The following is an 18,776-nucleotide window of genomic DNA, read 5'->3' on the forward strand; positions in this document are numbered from 1 at the left end:
TTAGCACATACTCTAATTAAAATTAATCAAATATAAAATATTTTTAATTACACTAAAAGTAACACAGCACATATTCAAAAAGAGGAGGTATGCAATAATGGAAATGAAGGGGAAAAAAATGTTGGTGGTTTCTGCACATCCGGGGGATTTGCTTTGGCGGTGCTCCGGAGCAATCGCAAAACATGTCAGGGAAGGGGGCATTGTGGATGTTATGATTGTAACCTATGGCACGGGGGGCGAGGCCAATGAGGTGATGAAGCAGCCTGGGATGACGGTCGAGCAGTGTAAAAATATGCGCAAGCACGATACAGAGAAAGCAGCCGGTATACTGGGAGTCCGGAGCATTGAATTTTTTGACTTTGACGATTATCCGTTCCAGGCTACCAAGGAGCAGCACATGCTGCTGGCAAAGAAAATCCGTTTGATTGAGCCGGATTTGATTTTAACGCATCATGAGAACGACTACTGTAACCCTGATCATGGCTCCATTTTAAAGTATGTAATCACGTCCTGTGAGATTGCTGGGGGATACGGGATTGAGATTGAAGGGACATCGCCGGGAGCAGGCGGCAGAACACCTATTTTTTGTTTCGAACCTCACGCCTCTGAGATAAATGGTTTTAAACCCAACCTGTTTATCGATATCAGTGAGGTCATTGAGACGAAAAAAGCAGCCATGGCGTGTTTTGAGGGCAAGAAAGCGCTGGCGGAGAGATATATTCAACGCGCATTGGTAAGGGCCGATAATGCAAGGAGTTTTGGGCGTTCCCAGTGCAAATATGCCGAAGCATATCAGGCGGTATATCCAGTTGCAGTTGAAGGCGGTTTTGTGTATTAGATCCCGGAGATTTACCGGGACTGAAAGAGAGGAGAAGGAAAAGCATGAAAAAAAGAGAGAGACGTTTAACTGCACTGCTTATAACAATGGTGCTGTTTATGTGTGGATGCGGCCAGAGCAATACGGACAGCACCAGTACACCCGAGTCCTCGACGGCAGTGGAGGTGGCGGAGAAAAAGGATTGTATCAATGTAGCTGTGAACCGGGATATTACATCCCTGGACGGCTCGGGAGGAGGATTTACCTCAACTACAGCTTCACAGCATATTTTCGACAGCTTAGTCCGGCTTAATGAAAAGATGGAGCCAGAGCCGGCGTTGGCCACTGAGTGGGAGATGGTAGATGATTTGACCTGGAAATTTAAATTGCGCGAGGGCGTAACATTTCATGACAAATCCGTATTTGATGCCGAATCGGTGGCGTTCTCCATCAAACATTACACAGAGGCAATTAAGTACAAATACAGTACCCAGTGGCGGGAAGCATGGCCGCCGTCCTGTGAAGTGGTTGACCAATACACAGTTCTGATTAAAACGCAGTCTCCGCAGCCGGCTGTTCCCAGATTGCTGAGCCGCCTGCCCATGTTGCCTGTTGATTATGCGGGAATGTCGGTTGAAGATTTTTATGGATCGCCCATAGGTACCGGTGCGTTTAAGTTTGAAAAGTGGGATCAGGGAATCTGCCTTACGCTGGCGGCCAATGAGGATTACTGGCGCTGTACGCCGGCAGTAAAAACGATCAACTACTATACGGTGACGGATGACAATGCCCGGATGGCAGGATTTAAATCCGGCGAATATGACATTGTCTATGCAGTTCCCTATGATCAGGTTGAATCGATTAATCAGACCGAAGGGCTGAAGGTATTGGCTAAAGAGACAATCGGCTACGATGCAATACAGTACAATTTTAATGTCCGTGAGAATTCTCCGGTTGCGGATCTCAAGATCCGTCAGGCTATGCTTTATGCCATTGACCACGCCGGAATCTGCGAGATCATTATGAGCGGCTATCAGAAACCAGCCCAGGGTCCTGCTCCCATGAATGTTTTCGGATCTTACGACGGTGGAGGTTTTCCTGAGCGCGATCTGGAGAAGGCAAAGCAGTTGATGGAGGAGGCCGGATACAACGGCGGCGAGATCGTATTTGCATTCCATTCTGGTGAATTTACGTCTGATCTGGAGGTGAGCGAGCTGGTTCTGGCTCAGCTGCAGGAGGCTGGATTCAATATTACATTCACTCAGGTAGAGAGCGGTGCCTGGACTGATATGAAGATGACGGATCAGTGGGATATCACAAATAACTCTGTTCCGGGGTCCTTCAGCGGTGAGGCGCAGTATCATTATAACCAGATGAAAAACCTTACGGGCCTGTATCTTGAGGAGTTTGAAGCCATTATGGATGAGGCGGATCTCGATACACAGCAGAGCGAAGAGGAACGCGCAGCCGACATTTCCAACGCCATGAAGGTGTTGTGGGACTATACACCTTATGTTTTTGCGACGGTGCCCACCTCATCCATTGGTATGATTGAGAACCTGACAGGATATGAATACATTCCGCTTAACTGGCTTATGCTGTCGGAGGCCGGATATTCCGAATAGGCGGCACTCAACAAGCGTTAAAGGTATGAGGTCCTAAAGAAAGGATTGCTACTGTATGAAAAATATGCTAATTACGCGTGTGCTTCGGGGAATCTTGACCGTCTTTCTCGCAACCTTGCTTGTATTTATGCTTTTGCGTGTGATACCCGGAGATGCAGCCACAATACTGGCGGGACCGGAGGCGACGCAGGAGGAGATTGAAGCCATGCGTGAGGCATGGGGGCTGAATCAGCCGCTTATGACTCAATTTATCATTTATATTAAAAAGCTTGTCACAGGGGACGTGGGGATGTCGTACGCGTACCGCACAGGAACGATGCTTTTGACACCTGCGTCGACACTGGTCTGGACGCGTATTCCAAATACGCTGTTGCTGGCACTGACCGCGTTGGTTATTACGGTAGTTGCCGCTGTGCCCATTGGCGTATATACAGCAAAGCGTCCTGGGGGGCTGCTTGACAATTTTATCAACATATCCGGTTTTGTGCTGAAGGCGTTTCCCCTGTTTTTTGTCGGAATCATCTTGATGATGGTATTTGGACTGAGGCTAAAGTGGCTTCCCACAGGCGGAACCGGTTCGTTTATACACCTGATCCTGCCGGCGGTTACGTTATCGGCCCATGAAGTGGTTACGTTGACCCGCTTGACCCGGACGGAGGTGGGACGCGTTATGAGAAGCGACCATATACGCACGGCCAGGGCAAAGGGCTTATCCAGCAATGTGGTATTGTATAAGCATGCCCTTAGAAATGTATCGATTCCATTGATTACCAATATCGGATTACGGCTTGGAAAGCTGATCAACGGAGCGGTTGTTGTTGAAACCCTGTTCCGCTGGCCGGGAATTGGATCGCTGCTTGTAACTTCATTGAATGGACGTGACTATCCTGTAATTCAAGTTTTGATTCCGTACGCGGCATGTGTGTTTGTGGTAGTGAATTTACTGGTTGATTTGTTGTACGGTGTATTAGACCCCCGTGTCACACATAAGTAAATCGGGAATAAAGACAACGAGGGAGGTAAGCTCTGTTGAAAAAAATGTTGAGATCGTGGTTTATGCGGAGAGGGTCCGTAAAAACAACAATAGGAGGAGCAATTATCCTGTTTATGTTTTTTATTACGATACTATCGGTATTCTGGACACCTTGTGATCCGGAAAAGACAGATCTGGCGCTACGGCTTTCTCCCCCGGTCGCCGGCCACATCTTTGGCTGCGACCAGTTGGGGCGGGATATTTTAAGCCGCACTATGGTAGGCGGTCAGGTTTCTCTGATGATTGCGCTGCTTGCGGTTCTTGGCACGGCTGTGCTGGGAACGGTTCTCGGAGTGGTGGGCGGATTTTTTGGAGGAGCGGTTGACAATGTTGTAGGTGTCCTGGCGGAGTTAAAGCAGGCCCTGCCCACATTCCTGATCTGTATCCTGTTTTTGGCTGTATTTGGCTCAAGCATTCTGTCCATGGTGATCATTCTGGCGCTTGCTGACTGGGTATCAATCTACAGAACAGTGAGAGGAAATACCCTTGTGGAGCGGGAAAAGGATTATGTTTTGGCCACCCGAACGTTGGGAGCAACCGATAAGCGGTTGATTTTCCGCCATGTTGTTCCAAATGTACTGCCATCGGTTATTGTACTTTCAACGCTGCTGATTGCCACGACCATTCTTCAGGAATCAAGCTTAAGTTATCTTGGGGTCGGCGTTGCCAGGCCATATCCTTCGTGGGGACGAATGATCAGCGATGGACAAGCCTATATTGACGGAGCCTGGTGGGTAGCTTGTATCCCGGCGTTTGCAGTTGCGACTACAGTGATCGGTATTAACGTTCTGGGGGACGGAATCCGGCAGATGACAAAGATGGAATAGTTATGAAGCTATAGAAAATATGAAAGGAGAACGAGGATGAGAAATCCGATAATTGACCATAAGGGGGCGCTAAAACCGAAGGGAGAGCAGTGCTTTGTAAACTATATGTATGTGGATGCGGGGATGGTCGCCTGGACATCCGCCGGAAAGAAAGCACCGCAGTGGGGTGTTCCGGTTTCTGGAATCACTGGCAATCCCAGCGGGGCATATGGAATACGCCTTGAAGCTCAGAAGGCGGAGCTTATAGGACCGGTTATTGAGATGAAGGAGCCCTGGGAAGTGAACTACAATATGTATTTTACAGCGGCGATGTACGAGAATGGAACATACCGGGCCTGGTATTCCTGTATTCCGTCGGATCATATGCAGCAGAAGGATGCTCGCTATAAAATGGCTTCCGGTCAGGTCCTCTGCTATGCGGAGTCAAAGGATGGACTGCACTGGGAAAAGCCCGGACTGGGCTTGCAGCAGTTTAATGGTCAGGAGACCAATATCTGTTTTGGACGGGAGCTGAGTCCTTATGGTTTTCAGAGCGGCAGTGTATTCTTGGATCCCAACGGATCTATGCAAGAGCGGTATAAAATGATATATGTGGGCTTGAAGCCGGTGGATGATCTGGAGGCGGCAAAGGAGAAATACGCCACAATATTTGGCGATGCATTAGACCCGAAGGGATTCACCGTGATCGATGAAAAGCCTTATGTGAAAGGCTTGTATGGCGCTGTCTCTCCCGATGGAATTCACTGGAACTGCCTGGAAGAACCTTTGATTGTACAGCCAAGTGATACACTGAACACCTGTGTGTGGGATGAAAAGCGTCAGGCATACATCGCATATATCCGTCTGCGCCATGGCGACCGCCGCGTAGTCGGAAGAATGGAAAGTAAGGACTTTTACTGTTGGAAGCAGGCGCCGGAAATTGTTTTAAAGGCTCCGCTCGACTGGTCTCCCTGTGACGATATTTATACTAACAACCGTATGGACTATCCGGGGAGCAACGTGAAGCTGATGTTTCCCAATGTATATCATCGTTTTACGGACAGCCGCAACGTGTATCTGGCCTCAAGTGTGGACGATATGATATGGGAGTTTGTGCCCGGGGGGCCGGTCGTGGAGGCCGGGAGCGGCGAGGACTGGTGTGCGGGAGATTTGAATCCCGGATTAGGGCTGATTCCGCTTGCCGGTGATAAGATGGCGATGCCTATGCTGGGGTATTCCAGACCACATAAATACAGCCGTGGCGGGGACCAAAAATTAGGTCAGCCTGGTCTTGCCGTCTGGAAAAAGGGACGTCTTGCGGCACTCGCGGCGGATGAGCGGGGAGCATTCCAGACGCCGAAGATATTATTTGACGGGAATAAACTTGTACTGAATTTTGCGACAACGCCTTCTGGAAGCATAGAGGTTGAGCTGAGAAATACAAAAGGCGAGATTCTGGAAGGATACGGTTTTGACGACTGTAATATCATGAACGGAGACCAGATTGCCTGTCCTGTAAGCTGGAATGATAAGACGGATCTGAGTGAGCTGAACGGGCAGGAGCTTGTAATGGTGTTCAGAATGCATTCGGCGAAGTTGTTTTCATTTGAATTTGTAAAATAAACCCATAGGAGGATGAGGAATATGTTAAAATTTGTGGATCACATTGATATGCTGGTAGAGGATCTGGAGGCAGAGGTGGAATTCCTGGAAAATCTGGGATTCATCATCAAACGCCGATTGCCGGATCACGGAAACGCAGTTGAGATGCAGCTGCCGGGAGAGAACCAGGTGGTATTTGAGATGCGCGCCAGTGGCGATAAGGCGCCGGGGATTCGCCACATTGCTTTCAGGGTGGAGGATGAACATACGGTTGATGAGCTGAAAGCCAATGGAGTTGTATTCCGTACAGAGAACCGCTTTGTGCCGGCAACCGGGAGAACCGTCAGCAACGTAAATGATCCCAACGGTAATTCCTGGCAGTTGACGGATTGATTCAATCGGAGAGACAAATTGTGGAAAATACAGAATTGTGGCGTGAGCTGGCTCAGAAAAAGGCCATTGTGCCACGGGGGACGCAGTGTTTCGTCAGCTGGAGGCATGTAGAGGCCGGAGCGGTTCCTTGGTGTGACGAGAATGGCCGCCGTGTAAGCTGTTGGAATAAACCTCCTGCGCGAACAGAGGGTCCCGAGGGACCTTATGGAATCCGACTGGAAGCTCAAAAAGCGGAATTGGTCGGGCCATTAAGCGCAATGGATCAGCCGTGGGAGACAAATTACAATATGTATTTTGACACGGTGTTGTTTGAGAACGGATGGTACCGCCTGTGGTATACCTGTGTGCCGCGGGATTATACGGACCCGTCTGACGGTAAAGCAAGGAAGGCGCATGGACATGTCGTCTGCTATGCCCGGTCCAAAGATGGCGTGAAGTGGGACAAACCGGAGCTTGGCTTGTACTCCTATCGGGGTATGCCTGGAAATATTGTCTATGGCCGCGAGCTGGCTCCGTATGGTTTTCAGAGTGGTTCTATTTTTGTCGACCCATCCGCGCCACTGGAAGCGCGATACAAGATGTTTTTTCTTGGAGTGATTGATTACAGTGAGAATGTGGAAGTGGTCAAACAAAAATATAATCAGCGGTTTGGTGAGGCTGTTGACCAAAAGATATTTTCCGTGAAAGACGGAATAGTATCAGTTAAGTGCATGTGTGCGGCCTTCTCTCCGGATGGTATACACTGGAAAACGGCGGATGAACCGGCGATGGCCTATCCCAGTGACACCCTTAACAGCTGTTTTTGGGATGAGTCCCGGAAGAAATATGTGGCCTATATCCGCCTTTGGAAAAATGGTAAACGTGTGGTGGGACAGGTGGAGACAGACAATTTCTATCTGTGGCGGCAGAAACCATTGGTTGTTTTGGAGGCCGGCCTGGAATGGGCTCCCAGTCTGGACGTTTATACGAATTCGCGGGTGAGTTATCCAGGCTCCGACGAGCGGCTGATGTTTCCGGGGGTGTATGACCGTTTTCAGGACAGACGAAAGGTCTATATGGCTGCCAGTGAGGATGAAACCAGCTGGAAGTGGGTGCCCGGCGGACCTGTTGCAGATTGCGGTACTGTAGGACAATGGCATGGCGGAGACCTGAATCCCGGTATCGGAATGGTGTTTCTGGGTGACGACCGGATTGCACTGCCGGTGATGGCCAGTGCGGAACCACACAAATATCCCAGGGACAGCGGCAGTTCGCTTGGAAAGCCGGGATGGTTGGTGTGGAAAAAAGGCAGGCTCGGCTGTATTACGGCCGATCAATATGGCGGTTTTACCACGGTTACAATGGTATGCAATGGCAACGGACTTTCTGTTAATCTGGATTGCGCCCCGAGGACGGGACAACTGTTGGTGGAGGTGCAGGACGAGAATGGTGACCCGATAAAAGGGTATACGCTGGCGGATGCGGACAGTATCTGCGCCAGCAGCCTTGATTACCGTGTGAGCTGGCATGGAGATACATCCATCGCCGCATTAAAAGGTAAGGCAATACGCCTGAGGTTTGTACTGCGTATTGTAAAATTATATTCATTTGAGTTTGTATAAATTAAAAACAGATAAGGAGAACCTATTATGTTAAAGAGAGTCGATCATATTGAGATTGCAGTTGACAATGTGGAAGCGGAGGTCGCTTTTTTCAAGTCCCTGGGGTTTGAGGAGCTTAGCAGGTCCGGGGAAGCCCCCAAGCTGTCCGTCCAGTTAAAGCTTCCGGGAGAAAATCAGGTGATGTTTAAAATTTTTCTCACGAAGGAAGGAAGAAAGCCGGGAGTTGATCATATCTCATTTGAGCTGACGGAAGGTGCGGCGACCCGGGAGGTAATGAAAGAGAAAGGAATTACCTTTAAGGATGAAGGGAAATTTGTGGCAAAGTACGGTCATGAAGTAAGCAATCTGGTAGATCCAAACGGAAATAAATGGCAGTTTACTGAGATTCTCGGAAAAAAATAGATCAGGCAGATTAAGGGCAGGGAGGAGTAACTGTGGGTGAAAAGCTATTAGAAATAAAAGATCTGGTCGTGACGTTTAAGACAGATGATGGCGTTGTTACTGCAGTGGATGGAGTGAACTTGTCCATCGATTATGGCGAAACGTTGGGAATCGTGGGCGAGTCCGGATGCGGAAAAAGCGTAACCTCATTTTCTATTATGCAGCTCCTTCCGGTTCCGCCGGCTAAGATTGTGCGCGGTGAAATTCTGTTTAAAGGCGATGACCTGTTAAAAAAGACTGATCTGGAAATGAGCCGGGTCCGAGGCGATAAAATATCAATGATTTTTCAGGAGCCGATGACATCCCTTGATCCGGTCTATACCATAGGAAATCAGTTGACTGAAGCGATTACGCTGCATCAGCGTGTGACTTCCGACGAGGCGAAAAAAATTGCATGCAACATGCTCATGAAAGTCGGGATATCCATGCCGGAAGAGCGGCTGAAAGCGTATCCCCATCAGCTGTCCGGCGGTATGCGGCAGAGAGTGATGATTGCAATGGCGATTTGCTGTAATCCGGAACTTTTGATTGCAGATGAGCCGACTACAGCGTTGGACGTAACAATTCAGGCACAGATTTTAAACTTGATGCGGGATTTGAAAAATGAACGGAAAATGTCCATTATTTTAGTTACCCATGATTTAGGCGTAATCGCCGCAATGTGTTCAAAGGTAGCGGTTATGTACTGCGGTCAGATTGTTGAATATGCGGGGATACGAGATTTATTTTACCATCCGGTCCACCCATATACCCGAGGCCTGATTCGCTGTATTCCTCAGATGGATCGGGATGTAGAGCACCTTCCAGTAATCGACGGGCATGTTCCGAATCTGTTAAAATTACCAGCCGGATGCCGATTTGCACCTCGCTGTCCCCATGCGACAGAGCTGTGTAAAAAGGAACGTCCGAATCGTGTTGATCTGGGAAGCGAGCATTGGGCGGCGTGTCATTATGCTTTGTCGGGGGCTGCCGGGGAGGAGGTTATACTATGAGAGAGCAGATAAGTGGAGTTCAGTCCGATCAGATACAATCTGATATTTTGCTGGAGGTCCGCCATCTGAAAAAATATTTCCCGGTTTACAGTAAAGGGATTGTCAAAAAAGCGGTCGGCAATATCAAGGCTGTGGATGACGTGTCATTTCAACTGAAACGGGGAGAGGTACTTGGCCTTGTAGGGGAATCTGGCTGCGGAAAAAGTACGATTGGAAAGACGATACTGCGTTTGGTTGAACCCACAGATGGGGAAATTATTGTTGATGGTAAGGATTTCCGTAAACTGAATAAGAAAGAACTGCGTTTGAAGCGGCGCGATCTTCAGATGATTTTTCAGGACCCATATTCGTCTCTCGATGCGCGTATGACAGCGAGGCAGACCATTGAGGAGGCAATGATTATCCATAATCTCGGAGATCGGGAGAGCATGAAAAAGAGGGTAGATTATCTGCTGGAGGTTGTAGGACTTGCCTCTTATCATGCAAACCGCTATCCCCAGGAATTTTCAGGCGGACAGCGCCAGAGAATTGGAATCGCCCGCGCGCTTGCTGCGAATCCCAAATTGATTATCTGCGATGAGCCGGTATCTGCGCTGGATGTTTCCGTACAGGCTCAGGTTTTGAATCTTCTGAAGGACCTGCAAAAGGAATTCAATCTGACCTACCTGTTTATTGCACATGGATTGTCGGTAGTAAAACATGTGTCGGACCGGGTCGGAGTTATGTATCTGGGTAAACTGGTCGAGCTTGCAAACAAGGATGAACTTTATGGAAACCATAAGCACCCGTACACAGCGGCGCTTATGGCGGCGATTCCCATTCCAGACCCGGAGAAGAACGAGGGCAGGCTGGTTCCGCTGGAAGGAGAGGTACCATCGCCGGCAAATCCACCTTCCGGCTGTAGATTCCATACCCGCTGCAGTATGGCCCATCGCTGCAACGGAAGGTGTGAGCATGAGGAGCCGGAATTGCGGCAGGTAGCACCGGATCACTGGGTTGCATGTCATTTGATAGATTAATTATGGAAGGACGGTGCTTTGTGACCGGCAATGGAGGTGGTAATTTGGGTGCTACTTTGGTAGAGAAGCTGATTGCTATGGGTGCGGACCGATCATGTGTCCGCGCCGGCGAAATTGTATCCGTATCAGTAGATCGTTTGCTGATCAATGATTATGTGGGGGATTTGATTTTTTCAACCCTTGAAGAATTAGGATGCAAAAAAATCGTGGCACCGGAAAATGTGTATCTGGTGATTGATCATAATGTACCGTCATTTTCAGTCGCAGCAGCGGATAAGATGGTGCGGTTTAAAGAAAAGGCCGATCAATATGGTATTACTCATATGACAGAATTGGGAAAACATGGAATTGGACATCAGCTGATGGTGGAGAAATTTGTGCGTCCCCTTGAAATTGCGGTGGGAACGGATTCCCATGCGACGATGTATGCCGGATTGGGGGCATTCTCATGCGGAGTGACTGCATCAGATGCGGTATCCATACTGACAACAGGGAAAACATGGATTAAGGTACCAGAGACATTACGTGTCCGGGTAACGGGAAAGGTGCCCCAGGGGGTCACTGCAAAAGATATCAGCCTGTGTTTGCTCCGTATTTTTCCGAAAGAAGTATACATCTACAGGGCGATTGAAATCGTGGGGGAAACGATTGATGAGATGTCGCTGGAGGGCCGGCTTGTGATTGCGAATATGATGGCTGAAGCCGGAGTAAAATGCGCAGTGTTTGAGGCGGATGAAAAGTCCTTCGCTTTTGCAGGGGCACCTGTGAAGGAATGTATGAAATCGGATGAGGACGCGCCGTTTGTAGCGGAAGCAGAGCTGGATGTTTCCGGTCTGGAGCCGATGCTGTCCTGCCCCGATTCGGTGGATAATGTCCGGCCATTGTCACGGGTCGAGTCCGAACATGTGGATCAGGTATTCATCGGTTCCTGTACCAATGGCCGTATGGAAGATTTGATTCAGGCGGCCCGAATTTTGAAGGGACACAGAGTGGCCTCAGGAACAAGGCTGCTCGTTACGCCGGCCAGCCAGCAGATTGCCCTTGAGGCGGTCAAGACAGGCGTTATGGAAATTCTGATGAACGCGGGGGCAACAATTCTGCCGTCCAGTTGTGCCTCATGTGCAGGACATGGGCCGGGGCTGATTGGAAAGGGAGAATGTTGTGTCAGTACGACAAACCGCAATTTTAAAGGGCGTATGGGCAGTATGGAGAGCAGAGTGTATCTGGGGTCGGCCTACACTGCCGCTGCCTGTGCAATTACCGGAGAAATTACCGACCCAAGAAAATTCCTTGCCGGCGGGGAGGGAGTGGTATGAACACTATAATTAAAGGTAAATGCTGGACATGCGGTGATGACGTCACGGTGTACCAGATTGTGTCGGAGAATCATTGGACAATGGAAAGGCTTGATGGAGAAGCCATGGGAAATTGGGTTTTTGAGAGCCTGGAAGACGGGATTGCCGGTGTAGAGGGCGGATTTAAACATATGGGGTTCGACATTGTAGTGGCAGGCAGGGACTTTGGCTGCGGCAGTAAAAGCGTCGAACATCCGATGGCGGCTCTGAAGGGGGCCGGAATCAAGCTGGTGGTTGCAGATTCTGTTTCAAGGTATAGCTATCGGAACGCAATCAATTTGGCGTTGCCTGTTGTGATTTGTCCGGGGATTTCGCGTAAGGTACATAAAAATGACAGATTGGCCGTGGATCTTATCAATGGAAAGATTTTAAACTGCACAACCGGCGAGGAGACTGCCGCAGCAGGGCTTGGGAGCTTTGCTATGGAGATTTTGGCAGCCGGTGGGTTGTTGAATTATGTGTCTGTGAGGGTGAATGAAAATGATAAATGATATTGGAAACCGTATTTTTACAAAAGTAAGCCGGCCGTCAAAAGATATTACGGAGCGTTTCAGAGGGATTCCGTCCAGCAATATCGGAGATATGATGAATCGACTGTATTGTATGAGAGAGTATATCCGTAGAATTGGAAATAAAACCGACTGTATGTTGGGAACTGCATTTACTGTGAAAGTTCCGGACGGGGATAATGCCTTTATACACAAAGCACTTGATCTGGCTGAGCCGGGGGATATTCTTGTGGTGGATGGCAATGGCTGTATAACCCGTTCTCTTATGGGAGAGGTTATGTTTACATACGCACAGAATAAAGGTCTTGCAGGCATTGTGGTAGACGGGGCAATCCGGGATATGGATTCGCTGAAAAAACTGGACATACCTGTTTATGCTGCGGGGATTACGCCCCAGGGACCATATAAAAATGGACCAGGTGAAATTAATGTGCCGGTTGCCTGCGGCGGGCAGGTGGTTATGCCGGGGGATATCCTGGTGGGAGATGCGGACGGAGTCTGTGTGATCCGGGCAGCAGAAGCAGAGAAGGTTGTCTGTATGGCGGAAGAAAAATTCCAGGGAGAAGAAGCACTGTTAAAGCGTTACCACACCATTGGGAATGATACGGCAGAGCATGATGAAAAGTTTACTAAGATTACCGAAGCTCTCGGAACGACTTATTATTGACAATCGAAAATCGGAAAGCGCCAAAAAGTATCACGCCGTGAGTCGCCCAAATGATGATTGGAACACGACAGATACTGTTTGGCGCTTTTTCTTTAATAAATAGTCCCGTCGATCTCCATCCCGTCCACCACATACAATCCGTGCCATAGTTTCAGTGACAGCCGGATTTTCGTATCCCAGGTAACCGCCCGGTCCAGCTGCGCGGCCTGAGCTTCATTTAAATAATATTCTTCGATCCGCGGGTAAATATAAATCCGCGGATCGTTGTCGTATGTCCGCAGATAACCGGACGCGCATTTGAGGTAGGCCACATCCCTTCCGGGCCGGTCCAGGGTGGCGTAGGAGAAGCGTTCCAGCCCGCTGTCCGGGTCTGTTTCCAGAATCACATACACGTCGTTGTTGTCCCACGGAAGAGCCTCGTACCGCTCCACGGAGCCGGGCTCCAGCGGTATGTCGCTGTCCGGGTTTCGCAGATGGAGATAGCGGCCCCGCAGGGCGTCGTAGGGGTCGTAACCGGTCACTTCCACCACCGCGGTGCGGCCGTTTAACGAGACTGCGTAGACGGCGCCGACGATGCCAAGCAGCATGAGTATTTGCAGCGCAAATGCGGCCAGAATCAGTTTATTCCGATGTTTTTTCACGTGAGTCCCCTCCTTTCAGCTTGACCGTCATCCAGTAATTGGTCCCGAGAAATGCCAGACCGGCGATCACGAACACAATCCCTTTGACCAGAAGCCCGTGTCCGCCCAGGAATACCTTAAATACAATATACAGGATCAGCGCCCCCGTATAGCGCCGGACCGAAGGCAGATTTACCTGCCTGACCCCGCACAGCAGCCGGTACAGGCTGTATGCGATGAAGCAGAGGCCGGACAGGATTTCATAGGGATACCGGTAAACCGGATCCAGAAACATGAGATCGAAAACCAGCAGGCCGCTGATGCCGCAGAACAGCAGCAGTCCGGTCTGTCCATCGCGGTCTGTTTTACGGATGGACAGGTACATGAGCACGGCCGCGGCAAGAAACAGGGCGGTCAGGGGCAGCCATGGGAAGTGGACGAAATACCGGTATCCCCCGCTGTAACCGAACAGCTCAGGCAGCTCGTTGGCCGTCAGGTAGAAGGCCGCTTTCAGAAACAGCAGCCCGTACAGCAGCCGCCCGGCCAGTCTCCGGCAGAGGGCCGGGGATTCCACGGTGGTGTAGATCAACAGGATCAGCAGGCAGGCGTAATAGGCGTTGTCCGGCACATACCATACGGCCAGATACAGAAACCAGATGAAAAAGCATAGTCCCAGCAGCCCGCAGTTCGCGCCTCGTTTGATCCTGGCCCGGTAATAGGGGAGCAGAAAGAGCACCATCAGGGTATAGTCGCCGCCCCAGCCGGTCCAACAGATTCCGGCCAGATATAAAACCGCCAGATAGTAGCCGTCCAGCAGGTACACCACCGGCAGCATGAGGACAAATCCGGTCAGCAGCATGGACTGGAGGCTGAAGGACAGCTGATAGGCCTGGTAGATCAGCCCCAGGGCGGACAAAAAGGCCAGGCCCAGAGCCAGAGTCAGGGACTGGATCCAGGTTTCCGCCGCGCCTGTGCGCAGCTTCCACCAGAGGCAGCCCTGGACCGCCAGCAGCGGGATGAGAGCGATCACGGCCTTTAACTCCCGGGAGAACATGGCCCAGTTCCAGGCGAACAGGGAAATGACCCCGGCCCCGATAAAGACGACGCCCAGCAGGGCGAAGATCAGAAAAATATTGTGCCGCTCTTTCCTGGTTTTTAAGTATTCGTCCCGGATGCGGTCCAGCTGCGGCCTCTCCAGGTAGCCCAGCTCGGTGAGCTGTTCCAATTCACGGTAAAATTCCTGAGTATTCACGATCATACCTCCTTCCTTCTAACTACATTATAAACAATCCGGCCGCGGCGGAACAGATGTCGATTGTAATGACAGGGATGACATTTGTCACGGATGTGACGCCGGGGCGGGCAAAACAGGCGTGCCCGGCGGCAATCTTCCGGCAAAATCATGATATTGTAATAAGGAAACGTATCTCTTGTCATCAACCTGCGGTTAATGACAAAGTATAATAAGGAAACGTATCTCTTGTCATCAACCTGCGGCTGATGACAAAGTATAATAAGCGAAATATTCAGAAAATAAGCCAATACGTTAATTAAGTAAAGCAAAGGCTGTCATAACAGCTTAAATATCTAAAGCATCCTTTCGATAAATAACTATCTAAAAACGCGATAATGGTTAACAAAAATTAATATAAGCTTTTTTACACAGATTTATGGTATACTGTCAGCAACCATTTATGTACGCATATGGTAAACAGATGTCCATAACAAGAACACATACATGGAATATTGACAGAGAGGTGACGATTATGAAAAAAGCAAGAAACGTGTTGGCCCTTACCCTGGCAGTCGTCCTGACAGCCGGAGCTTTGAGCGCCTGCGGCGGCAAAACTTCCTCCGCTCCTGAAAGCGCCGGAACAACGGCGGCGGGCGGTTCCGAGAGCGTTGCGCCAGCAGCGGGAGGCGAGTCCGCAAGGGACACCCTGAGAGTGGCACTTACCAGCGAGCCGCCGAACCTTTCCACCTGCGATCATGACTCCCTGATTTCCGTGGGAATGAACATGCTGACCTTCAACGGCCTGGTGCGCATCGACAACGCGTCCTTAAAGCCCGAGCTGGACCTGGCTTCGGACTACAAGGTGGAGAACGACGTGGACTGGATTTTCACCCTGAAGCAGGGCGTCAAGTTCCACAACGGCGACGACTTCACAGCCGCGGACGTGGTTGCGACCCTGGAGTACGCCAAGTCACTCCCCGCCACCACTACATATACCAGCAACATGAAGAGCATCGAGGCGGTGGACGATTTCACCGTTAAGATCACCACCAACGAGCCCTACGCGGGCCTGCTGTACGATCTGGGCTACCATTTCAACTGGATTCTACCCAAGGGCCTGATCGAGAGCGGCAATGACTTCAATGAGAATCCCATCGGAACCGGCCCCTACAAGCTGGTGGAGTGGGTATCCGGCGATCATCTGACCTTCGAGGCCTTTGACGATTATTTTGACGCGGAGCGTAAGGCTAAGATCAAGAACCTGGAATTCACCATCATCCCCGAGGGCGTTACCAGAGCCCTGGCCCTGGAAACCGGCGAGGTGGACTTCGTGTGGGAGACCAACGGAGCGGACGCGGCCAGCCTGTTAAACAACCCGGACGTGAAGGTGGAGCAGGTGGATTCCGTGGACAACGTAATCCTGTTCCTGAACAACGACGTGGCTCCCTTTGACGATGTGAACCTGCGCCGGGCAATCGCCTGCGCCATCAACCGTCAGGACATCATCGACGGCGCCCTCAGCGGCTACGGCGTGGTGAACTACTCCGCCATCGCCCAGGGCCTGTGGGGTTCCACCACCAAGGACCAGCTGGAGTACAACGTGGACAAGGCCAAAGAGTATCTGGCGGCCTGGGGCGGAGATCCCGCTTCCGTGGATTTGTCCATCCTGGTGACCAACGAGACCCGCGTGGCCGTGGCGACCATCATCCAGAGCAACCTGGCGGAGCTGGGAATCAACGTCAAGGTGGAATCCATGGATACCGCCACTTACTTTGAGAAGTGGAGCAGCGGCGATTACACCGGGCTCATCGCTTCCTGGTCCCCCTCCAACGCCCTGACCTATGTGCAGCGCTATGTGACGGACCGCCGTGTCCAGTACGCAGGCTCCTACAACAACCCGGAGATGAACAAGCTGATTCTGGACGCACAGAGCACGCTGGACGACGATGCCCGCATGGAGAAGATCGAGAACATCGTGTCCATCGTCAACCAGGACTCTCCGCAGATTTCCCTGTTCCAGTCCGTGTGGCTGAGAGCCCATGACGCCAAGCTCCAGGGCGTGGTGCTCAGCGGAACCGGATATACCGATTACAACATGATGTACTGGGCCGAATAAGCAAACGCTTCAGTCCGTTACCGGGGAAGGCTGTCAGAAGGCAGCCTTCCCCGGATTCTATACCAAGGCAGCCTTTTAACCGATTTTCTCAGGAGATGATTCAATGCTTAAATACATTATCCGAAGAATAATAGCCATGATACCCGTGGTGATCGGCATCACCTTTCTGGTATTCATGATCATGCAGCTGGCCCCGGGCGATCCGGTGCAGATGATCCTGGGCGACAACGCCTCCCCGGAGGCCGTGGAGGCCATGCGCGACGAGATGGGCTTAAACGACAACGTGCTGGTCCAGTACGGCCGCTATCTGGTCAACCTGGTCCAGGGCGACATGGGGACCTCCTATGTGAACAAGCGGCCCGTGGCCGACGAGGTGTTCAGCCGGGTTCCGGCCACTTTCAAGCTGGCGGCCGTGGCCGCGGTGGTGTCCATTGTCATCGCCATCCCCCTGGGGATACTGGCGGCGATCAAACAAAATACGCTCTTTGACCATTCCAGCATGGTGGTGTCCCTGATCGGTATCTCCATGCCCGCCTTCTGGCTGGCCCTGATGCTCATGCTTTTGTTCTCTTTGAAGCTGGGCTGGCTGCCCGCCCAGGGGGCCAAGGACGGGTGGAAATCCTACGTGCTGCCCTCCATCGCCATCGGCTTCATGCAGATGGCCGCTATCGCCAGAACCACCCGCTCCTCCATGCTGGAGACCATCCGCCAGGATTACATCCGCACCGCCCGCTCCAAGGGCATCACGGAGCGCGAGGTGATTTTCCACCACTCCTTCCGCAACGCCCTGATTCCCACCGTGACCATCGTGGGCGTGCAGCTGGGCGGCCTTTTGGGAGGCGCGGTGCTGACCGAGACCGTGTTCGCCTGGCCGGGGCTGGGACGTCTGGTGGTCCAGGCGGTGAACGGGCGGGACGTGCCCGTGGTGCTTGGATGTATCGTGGTGCTCAGCGTGGGCTTCTCCATCGTCAACCTGGTGGTGGACCTGCTCTACGGCTTTATCGACCCGCGGGTGCGGTCAATGTATCAATAGGAGGTGTGAGTGAGGATGAGTAAAGACAAAGAATATGCAGAAGCCCTCTCGGGCCCCAAAAACAGCCTGGCCTATGATACCTGGAGGCGTCTGATCAGCAACAAAGCGGCCGTGTTCGGCATGGCCTTTATGATTTTTCTGATTCTGCTGGCAATTTTCGCGGATTTTCTCTTTGATTACCAGACAGAGGTGATCGCCCAGAATATCCCCGACCGCCTGATCCACCCCTGCCTGAAATATCCCTTCGGCACGGACGAGTTCGGCAGAAACCTGCTGGCCCGTGTGGTTCACGGCAGCCGGATGTCCCTGGCCGTGAGTTTCTCCTCCGTGGCCATGTCCCTGGCGGGAGGTGGCTTTTTGGGCGCCATCTCCGGGTACTACGGCGGGAAGGTTGACAATTTGATCATGCGGATCACGGACATTTTGCTGGCAATTCCCATGACATTGTTCGCCATCGTCATCGTGGCGGCTCTGGGAGCCAACACCCGCAACCTGGCGTTCGCCCTGGCGGCATCCTCTGTTCCGATCTTCGCCCGGGTGGTGCGCGGAGCTGTGATCACGGTGCGGGACGTGGAGTTCGTGGAGGCGGCCCGGGCCATCGGCGCAACCAACCGGACCATCATTTGCAGCCACATTATCCCCAACTGCTTAAGCCCCATCATCGTGCAGGTGACCCTGCGCATCGCCAGCGCCATCTACAACACCGCGGCTCTGTCCTTCTTAGGCATGGGCGTGCAGGCGCCGGCGCCCGAGTGGGGCGGCCTTCTGGCAGGGGGACGCACCTATATCCGCGACTACAGCTACCTTTCCATTATACCGGGCATCGCGATCATGCTGACCGTTCTGGCGCTGAATCTGCTGGGCGACGGGCTGCGGGACGCGCTGGATCCGAGACTGAAATAGGAGGGAAGCC

18 protein-coding genes are annotated in these 18,776 nt (G+C 51.5%); 16 read left to right on the top strand and 2 right to left on the bottom strand.

Annotation, left to right across the window (positions count from 1 at the left end):
- Positions 1 to 97: 97 nt before the first annotated feature.
- The 13 genes from ACK2JC_RS19925 to ACK2JC_RS19985 all read left to right on the top strand — a co-directional run bounded on the left by ACK2JC_RS19925 (position 98) and on the right by ACK2JC_RS19985 (position 12,860).
- Positions 98 to 838 (top strand): PIG-L deacetylase family protein, encoded by a 741-nt coding sequence (locus ACK2JC_RS19925; protein ID WP_368271493.1) that lies wholly within the window; start codon positions 98 to 100, stop codon positions 836 to 838.
- 44 nt (positions 839 to 882) lie between these two features.
- Positions 883 to 2,442: an ABC transporter substrate-binding protein gene (locus tag ACK2JC_RS19930; RefSeq protein WP_368271494.1), complete on the top strand. Its 1,560-nt coding sequence runs from the start codon at positions 883 to 885 to the stop codon at positions 2,440 to 2,442.
- 55 nt (positions 2,443 to 2,497) lie between these two features.
- Positions 2,498 to 3,436: an ABC transporter permease gene (locus ACK2JC_RS19935; RefSeq protein ID WP_368271495.1), complete on the top strand. Its 939-nt coding sequence runs from the start codon at positions 2,498 to 2,500 to the stop codon at positions 3,434 to 3,436.
- A gap of 44 nt (positions 3,437 to 3,480) precedes the next feature.
- The gene (locus ACK2JC_RS19940) at positions 3,481 to 4,302 is read left to right on the top strand and encodes an ABC transporter permease (protein WP_368271511.1); all 822 of its coding nucleotides are present in this window, start codon (positions 3,481 to 3,483) and stop codon (positions 4,300 to 4,302) included.
- Between the two features lie 105 nt (positions 4,303 to 4,407).
- Complete coding sequence (locus ACK2JC_RS19945) at positions 4,408 to 5,904, top strand: hypothetical protein (protein WP_368271496.1); 1,497 nt, start codon at positions 4,408 to 4,410, stop codon at positions 5,902 to 5,904.
- A gap of 21 nt (positions 5,905 to 5,925) precedes the next feature.
- Positions 5,926 to 6,276 (top strand): VOC family protein, encoded by a 351-nt coding sequence (locus tag ACK2JC_RS19950; RefSeq protein WP_368271497.1) that lies wholly within the window; start codon positions 5,926 to 5,928, stop codon positions 6,274 to 6,276.
- Between the two features lie 20 nt (positions 6,277 to 6,296).
- A complete protein-coding gene (locus tag ACK2JC_RS19955; protein ID WP_368271498.1) occupies positions 6,297 to 7,877 on the top strand; it encodes a hypothetical protein in 1,581 nt (526 codons plus the stop codon).
- Between the two features lie 27 nt (positions 7,878 to 7,904).
- A complete protein-coding gene (locus ACK2JC_RS19960; protein WP_368271499.1) occupies positions 7,905 to 8,279 on the top strand; it encodes a VOC family protein in 375 nt (124 codons plus the stop codon).
- 32 nt (positions 8,280 to 8,311) lie between these two features.
- Complete coding sequence (locus ACK2JC_RS19965) at positions 8,312 to 9,310, top strand: ABC transporter ATP-binding protein (RefSeq protein WP_368271500.1); 999 nt, start codon at positions 8,312 to 8,314, stop codon at positions 9,308 to 9,310.
- Positions 9,307 to 10,329: an ABC transporter ATP-binding protein gene (locus tag ACK2JC_RS19970; protein ID WP_368271501.1), complete on the top strand. Its 1,023-nt coding sequence runs from the start codon at positions 9,307 to 9,309 to the stop codon at positions 10,327 to 10,329. The genes ACK2JC_RS19965 and ACK2JC_RS19970 overlap by 4 nt, the downstream gene beginning before the upstream one ends.
- 20 nt (positions 10,330 to 10,349) lie before the next feature.
- Positions 10,350 to 11,645 carry an aconitase/3-isopropylmalate dehydratase large subunit family protein gene (locus ACK2JC_RS19975; RefSeq protein ID WP_368271502.1) on the top strand — a complete coding sequence of 432 codons (1,296 nt, stop codon included), beginning with the start codon at positions 10,350 to 10,352 and terminating at the stop codon, positions 11,643 to 11,645.
- Complete coding sequence (locus ACK2JC_RS19980) at positions 11,642 to 12,175, top strand: 3-isopropylmalate dehydratase (RefSeq protein ID WP_368271503.1); 534 nt, start codon at positions 11,642 to 11,644, stop codon at positions 12,173 to 12,175. The genes ACK2JC_RS19975 and ACK2JC_RS19980 overlap by 4 nt, the downstream gene beginning before the upstream one ends.
- On the top strand, positions 12,165 to 12,860 hold the full coding sequence (locus tag ACK2JC_RS19985) for an RraA family protein (RefSeq protein WP_368271504.1): 696 nt from the start codon (positions 12,165 to 12,167) through the stop codon (positions 12,858 to 12,860). Before ACK2JC_RS19980 ends, ACK2JC_RS19985 begins: the two co-directional genes overlap by 11 nt.
- A 92-nt stretch (positions 12,861 to 12,952) precedes the next feature.
- On the opposite strand, the gene ACK2JC_RS19990 is transcribed toward ACK2JC_RS19985, so the two are convergent.
- Together ACK2JC_RS19990 and ACK2JC_RS19995 are read right to left on the bottom strand one after the other, a co-directional pair.
- Positions 12,953 to 13,501 (bottom strand): GDYXXLXY domain-containing protein, encoded by a 549-nt coding sequence (locus ACK2JC_RS19990; protein WP_368271505.1) that lies wholly within the window; start codon positions 13,499 to 13,501, stop codon positions 12,953 to 12,955.
- Complete coding sequence (locus ACK2JC_RS19995) at positions 13,482 to 14,738, bottom strand: DUF2157 domain-containing protein (RefSeq protein WP_411337685.1); 1,257 nt, start codon at positions 14,736 to 14,738, stop codon at positions 13,482 to 13,484. The genes ACK2JC_RS19990 and ACK2JC_RS19995 overlap by 20 nt, the downstream gene beginning before the upstream one ends.
- A gap of 508 nt (positions 14,739 to 15,246) precedes the next feature.
- Between ACK2JC_RS19995 and ACK2JC_RS20000 the strand changes: the two genes are divergently transcribed.
- The 3 genes from ACK2JC_RS20000 to ACK2JC_RS20010 all read left to right on the top strand — a co-directional run bounded on the left by ACK2JC_RS20000 (position 15,247) and on the right by ACK2JC_RS20010 (position 18,766).
- Positions 15,247 to 16,830, top strand: coding sequence for an ABC transporter substrate-binding protein (locus ACK2JC_RS20000; RefSeq protein ID WP_302327551.1), 1,584 nt, complete (start codon positions 15,247 to 15,249; stop codon positions 16,828 to 16,830).
- A gap of 103 nt (positions 16,831 to 16,933) precedes the next feature.
- On the top strand, positions 16,934 to 17,863 hold the full coding sequence (gene nikB / locus ACK2JC_RS20005) for a nickel ABC transporter permease (RefSeq protein ID WP_148485691.1): 930 nt from the start codon (positions 16,934 to 16,936) through the stop codon (positions 17,861 to 17,863).
- 15 nt (positions 17,864 to 17,878) lie between these two features.
- Entirely contained in the window at positions 17,879 to 18,766 is an 888-nt protein-coding gene (locus ACK2JC_RS20010) for an ABC transporter permease (protein ID WP_092364366.1), read from the top strand.
- Positions 18,767 to 18,776: the final 10 nt, after the last annotated feature.

The sequence above is a fragment of the Enterocloster lavalensis genome, from assembly GCF_046603895.1.
GTDB classification, from domain to species: domain Bacteria; phylum Bacillota; class Clostridia; order Lachnospirales; family Lachnospiraceae; genus Enterocloster; species Enterocloster lavalensis.

Coding starts and splice junctions, on each gene's coding strand:
- ACK2JC_RS19970 (WP_368271501.1), top strand. CDS start 9,307: ATGAGAGAGCAGATAAGTGGAGTTCAGTCCGATCAGATACAATCTGAT.
- nikB (WP_148485691.1), top strand. CDS start 16,934: ATGCTTAAATACATTATCCGAAGAATAATAGCCATGATACCCGTGGTG.
- ACK2JC_RS19940 (WP_368271511.1), top strand. CDS start 3,481: ATGTTGAGATCGTGGTTTATGCGGAGAGGGTCCGTAAAAACAACAATA.
- ACK2JC_RS19960 (WP_368271499.1), top strand. CDS start 7,905: ATGTTAAAGAGAGTCGATCATATTGAGATTGCAGTTGACAATGTGGAA.
- ACK2JC_RS19930 (WP_368271494.1), top strand. CDS start 883: ATGAAAAAAAGAGAGAGACGTTTAACTGCACTGCTTATAACAATGGTG.
- ACK2JC_RS19985 (WP_368271504.1), top strand. CDS start 12,165: ATGATAAATGATATTGGAAACCGTATTTTTACAAAAGTAAGCCGGCCG.
- ACK2JC_RS19950 (WP_368271497.1), top strand. CDS start 5,926: ATGTTAAAATTTGTGGATCACATTGATATGCTGGTAGAGGATCTGGAG.
- ACK2JC_RS19995 (WP_411337685.1), bottom strand. CDS start 14,738: ATGATCGTGAATACTCAGGAATTTTACCGTGAATTGGAACAGCTCACC.
- ACK2JC_RS19925 (WP_368271493.1), top strand. CDS start 98: ATGGAAATGAAGGGGAAAAAAATGTTGGTGGTTTCTGCACATCCGGGG.
- ACK2JC_RS19980 (WP_368271503.1), top strand. CDS start 11,642: ATGAACACTATAATTAAAGGTAAATGCTGGACATGCGGTGATGACGTC.
- ACK2JC_RS19935 (WP_368271495.1), top strand. CDS start 2,498: ATGAAAAATATGCTAATTACGCGTGTGCTTCGGGGAATCTTGACCGTC.
- ACK2JC_RS20000 (WP_302327551.1), top strand. CDS start 15,247: ATGAAAAAAGCAAGAAACGTGTTGGCCCTTACCCTGGCAGTCGTCCTG.
- ACK2JC_RS20010 (WP_092364366.1), top strand. CDS start 17,879: ATGAGTAAAGACAAAGAATATGCAGAAGCCCTCTCGGGCCCCAAAAAC.
- ACK2JC_RS19945 (WP_368271496.1), top strand. CDS start 4,408: ATGTATGTGGATGCGGGGATGGTCGCCTGGACATCCGCCGGAAAGAAA.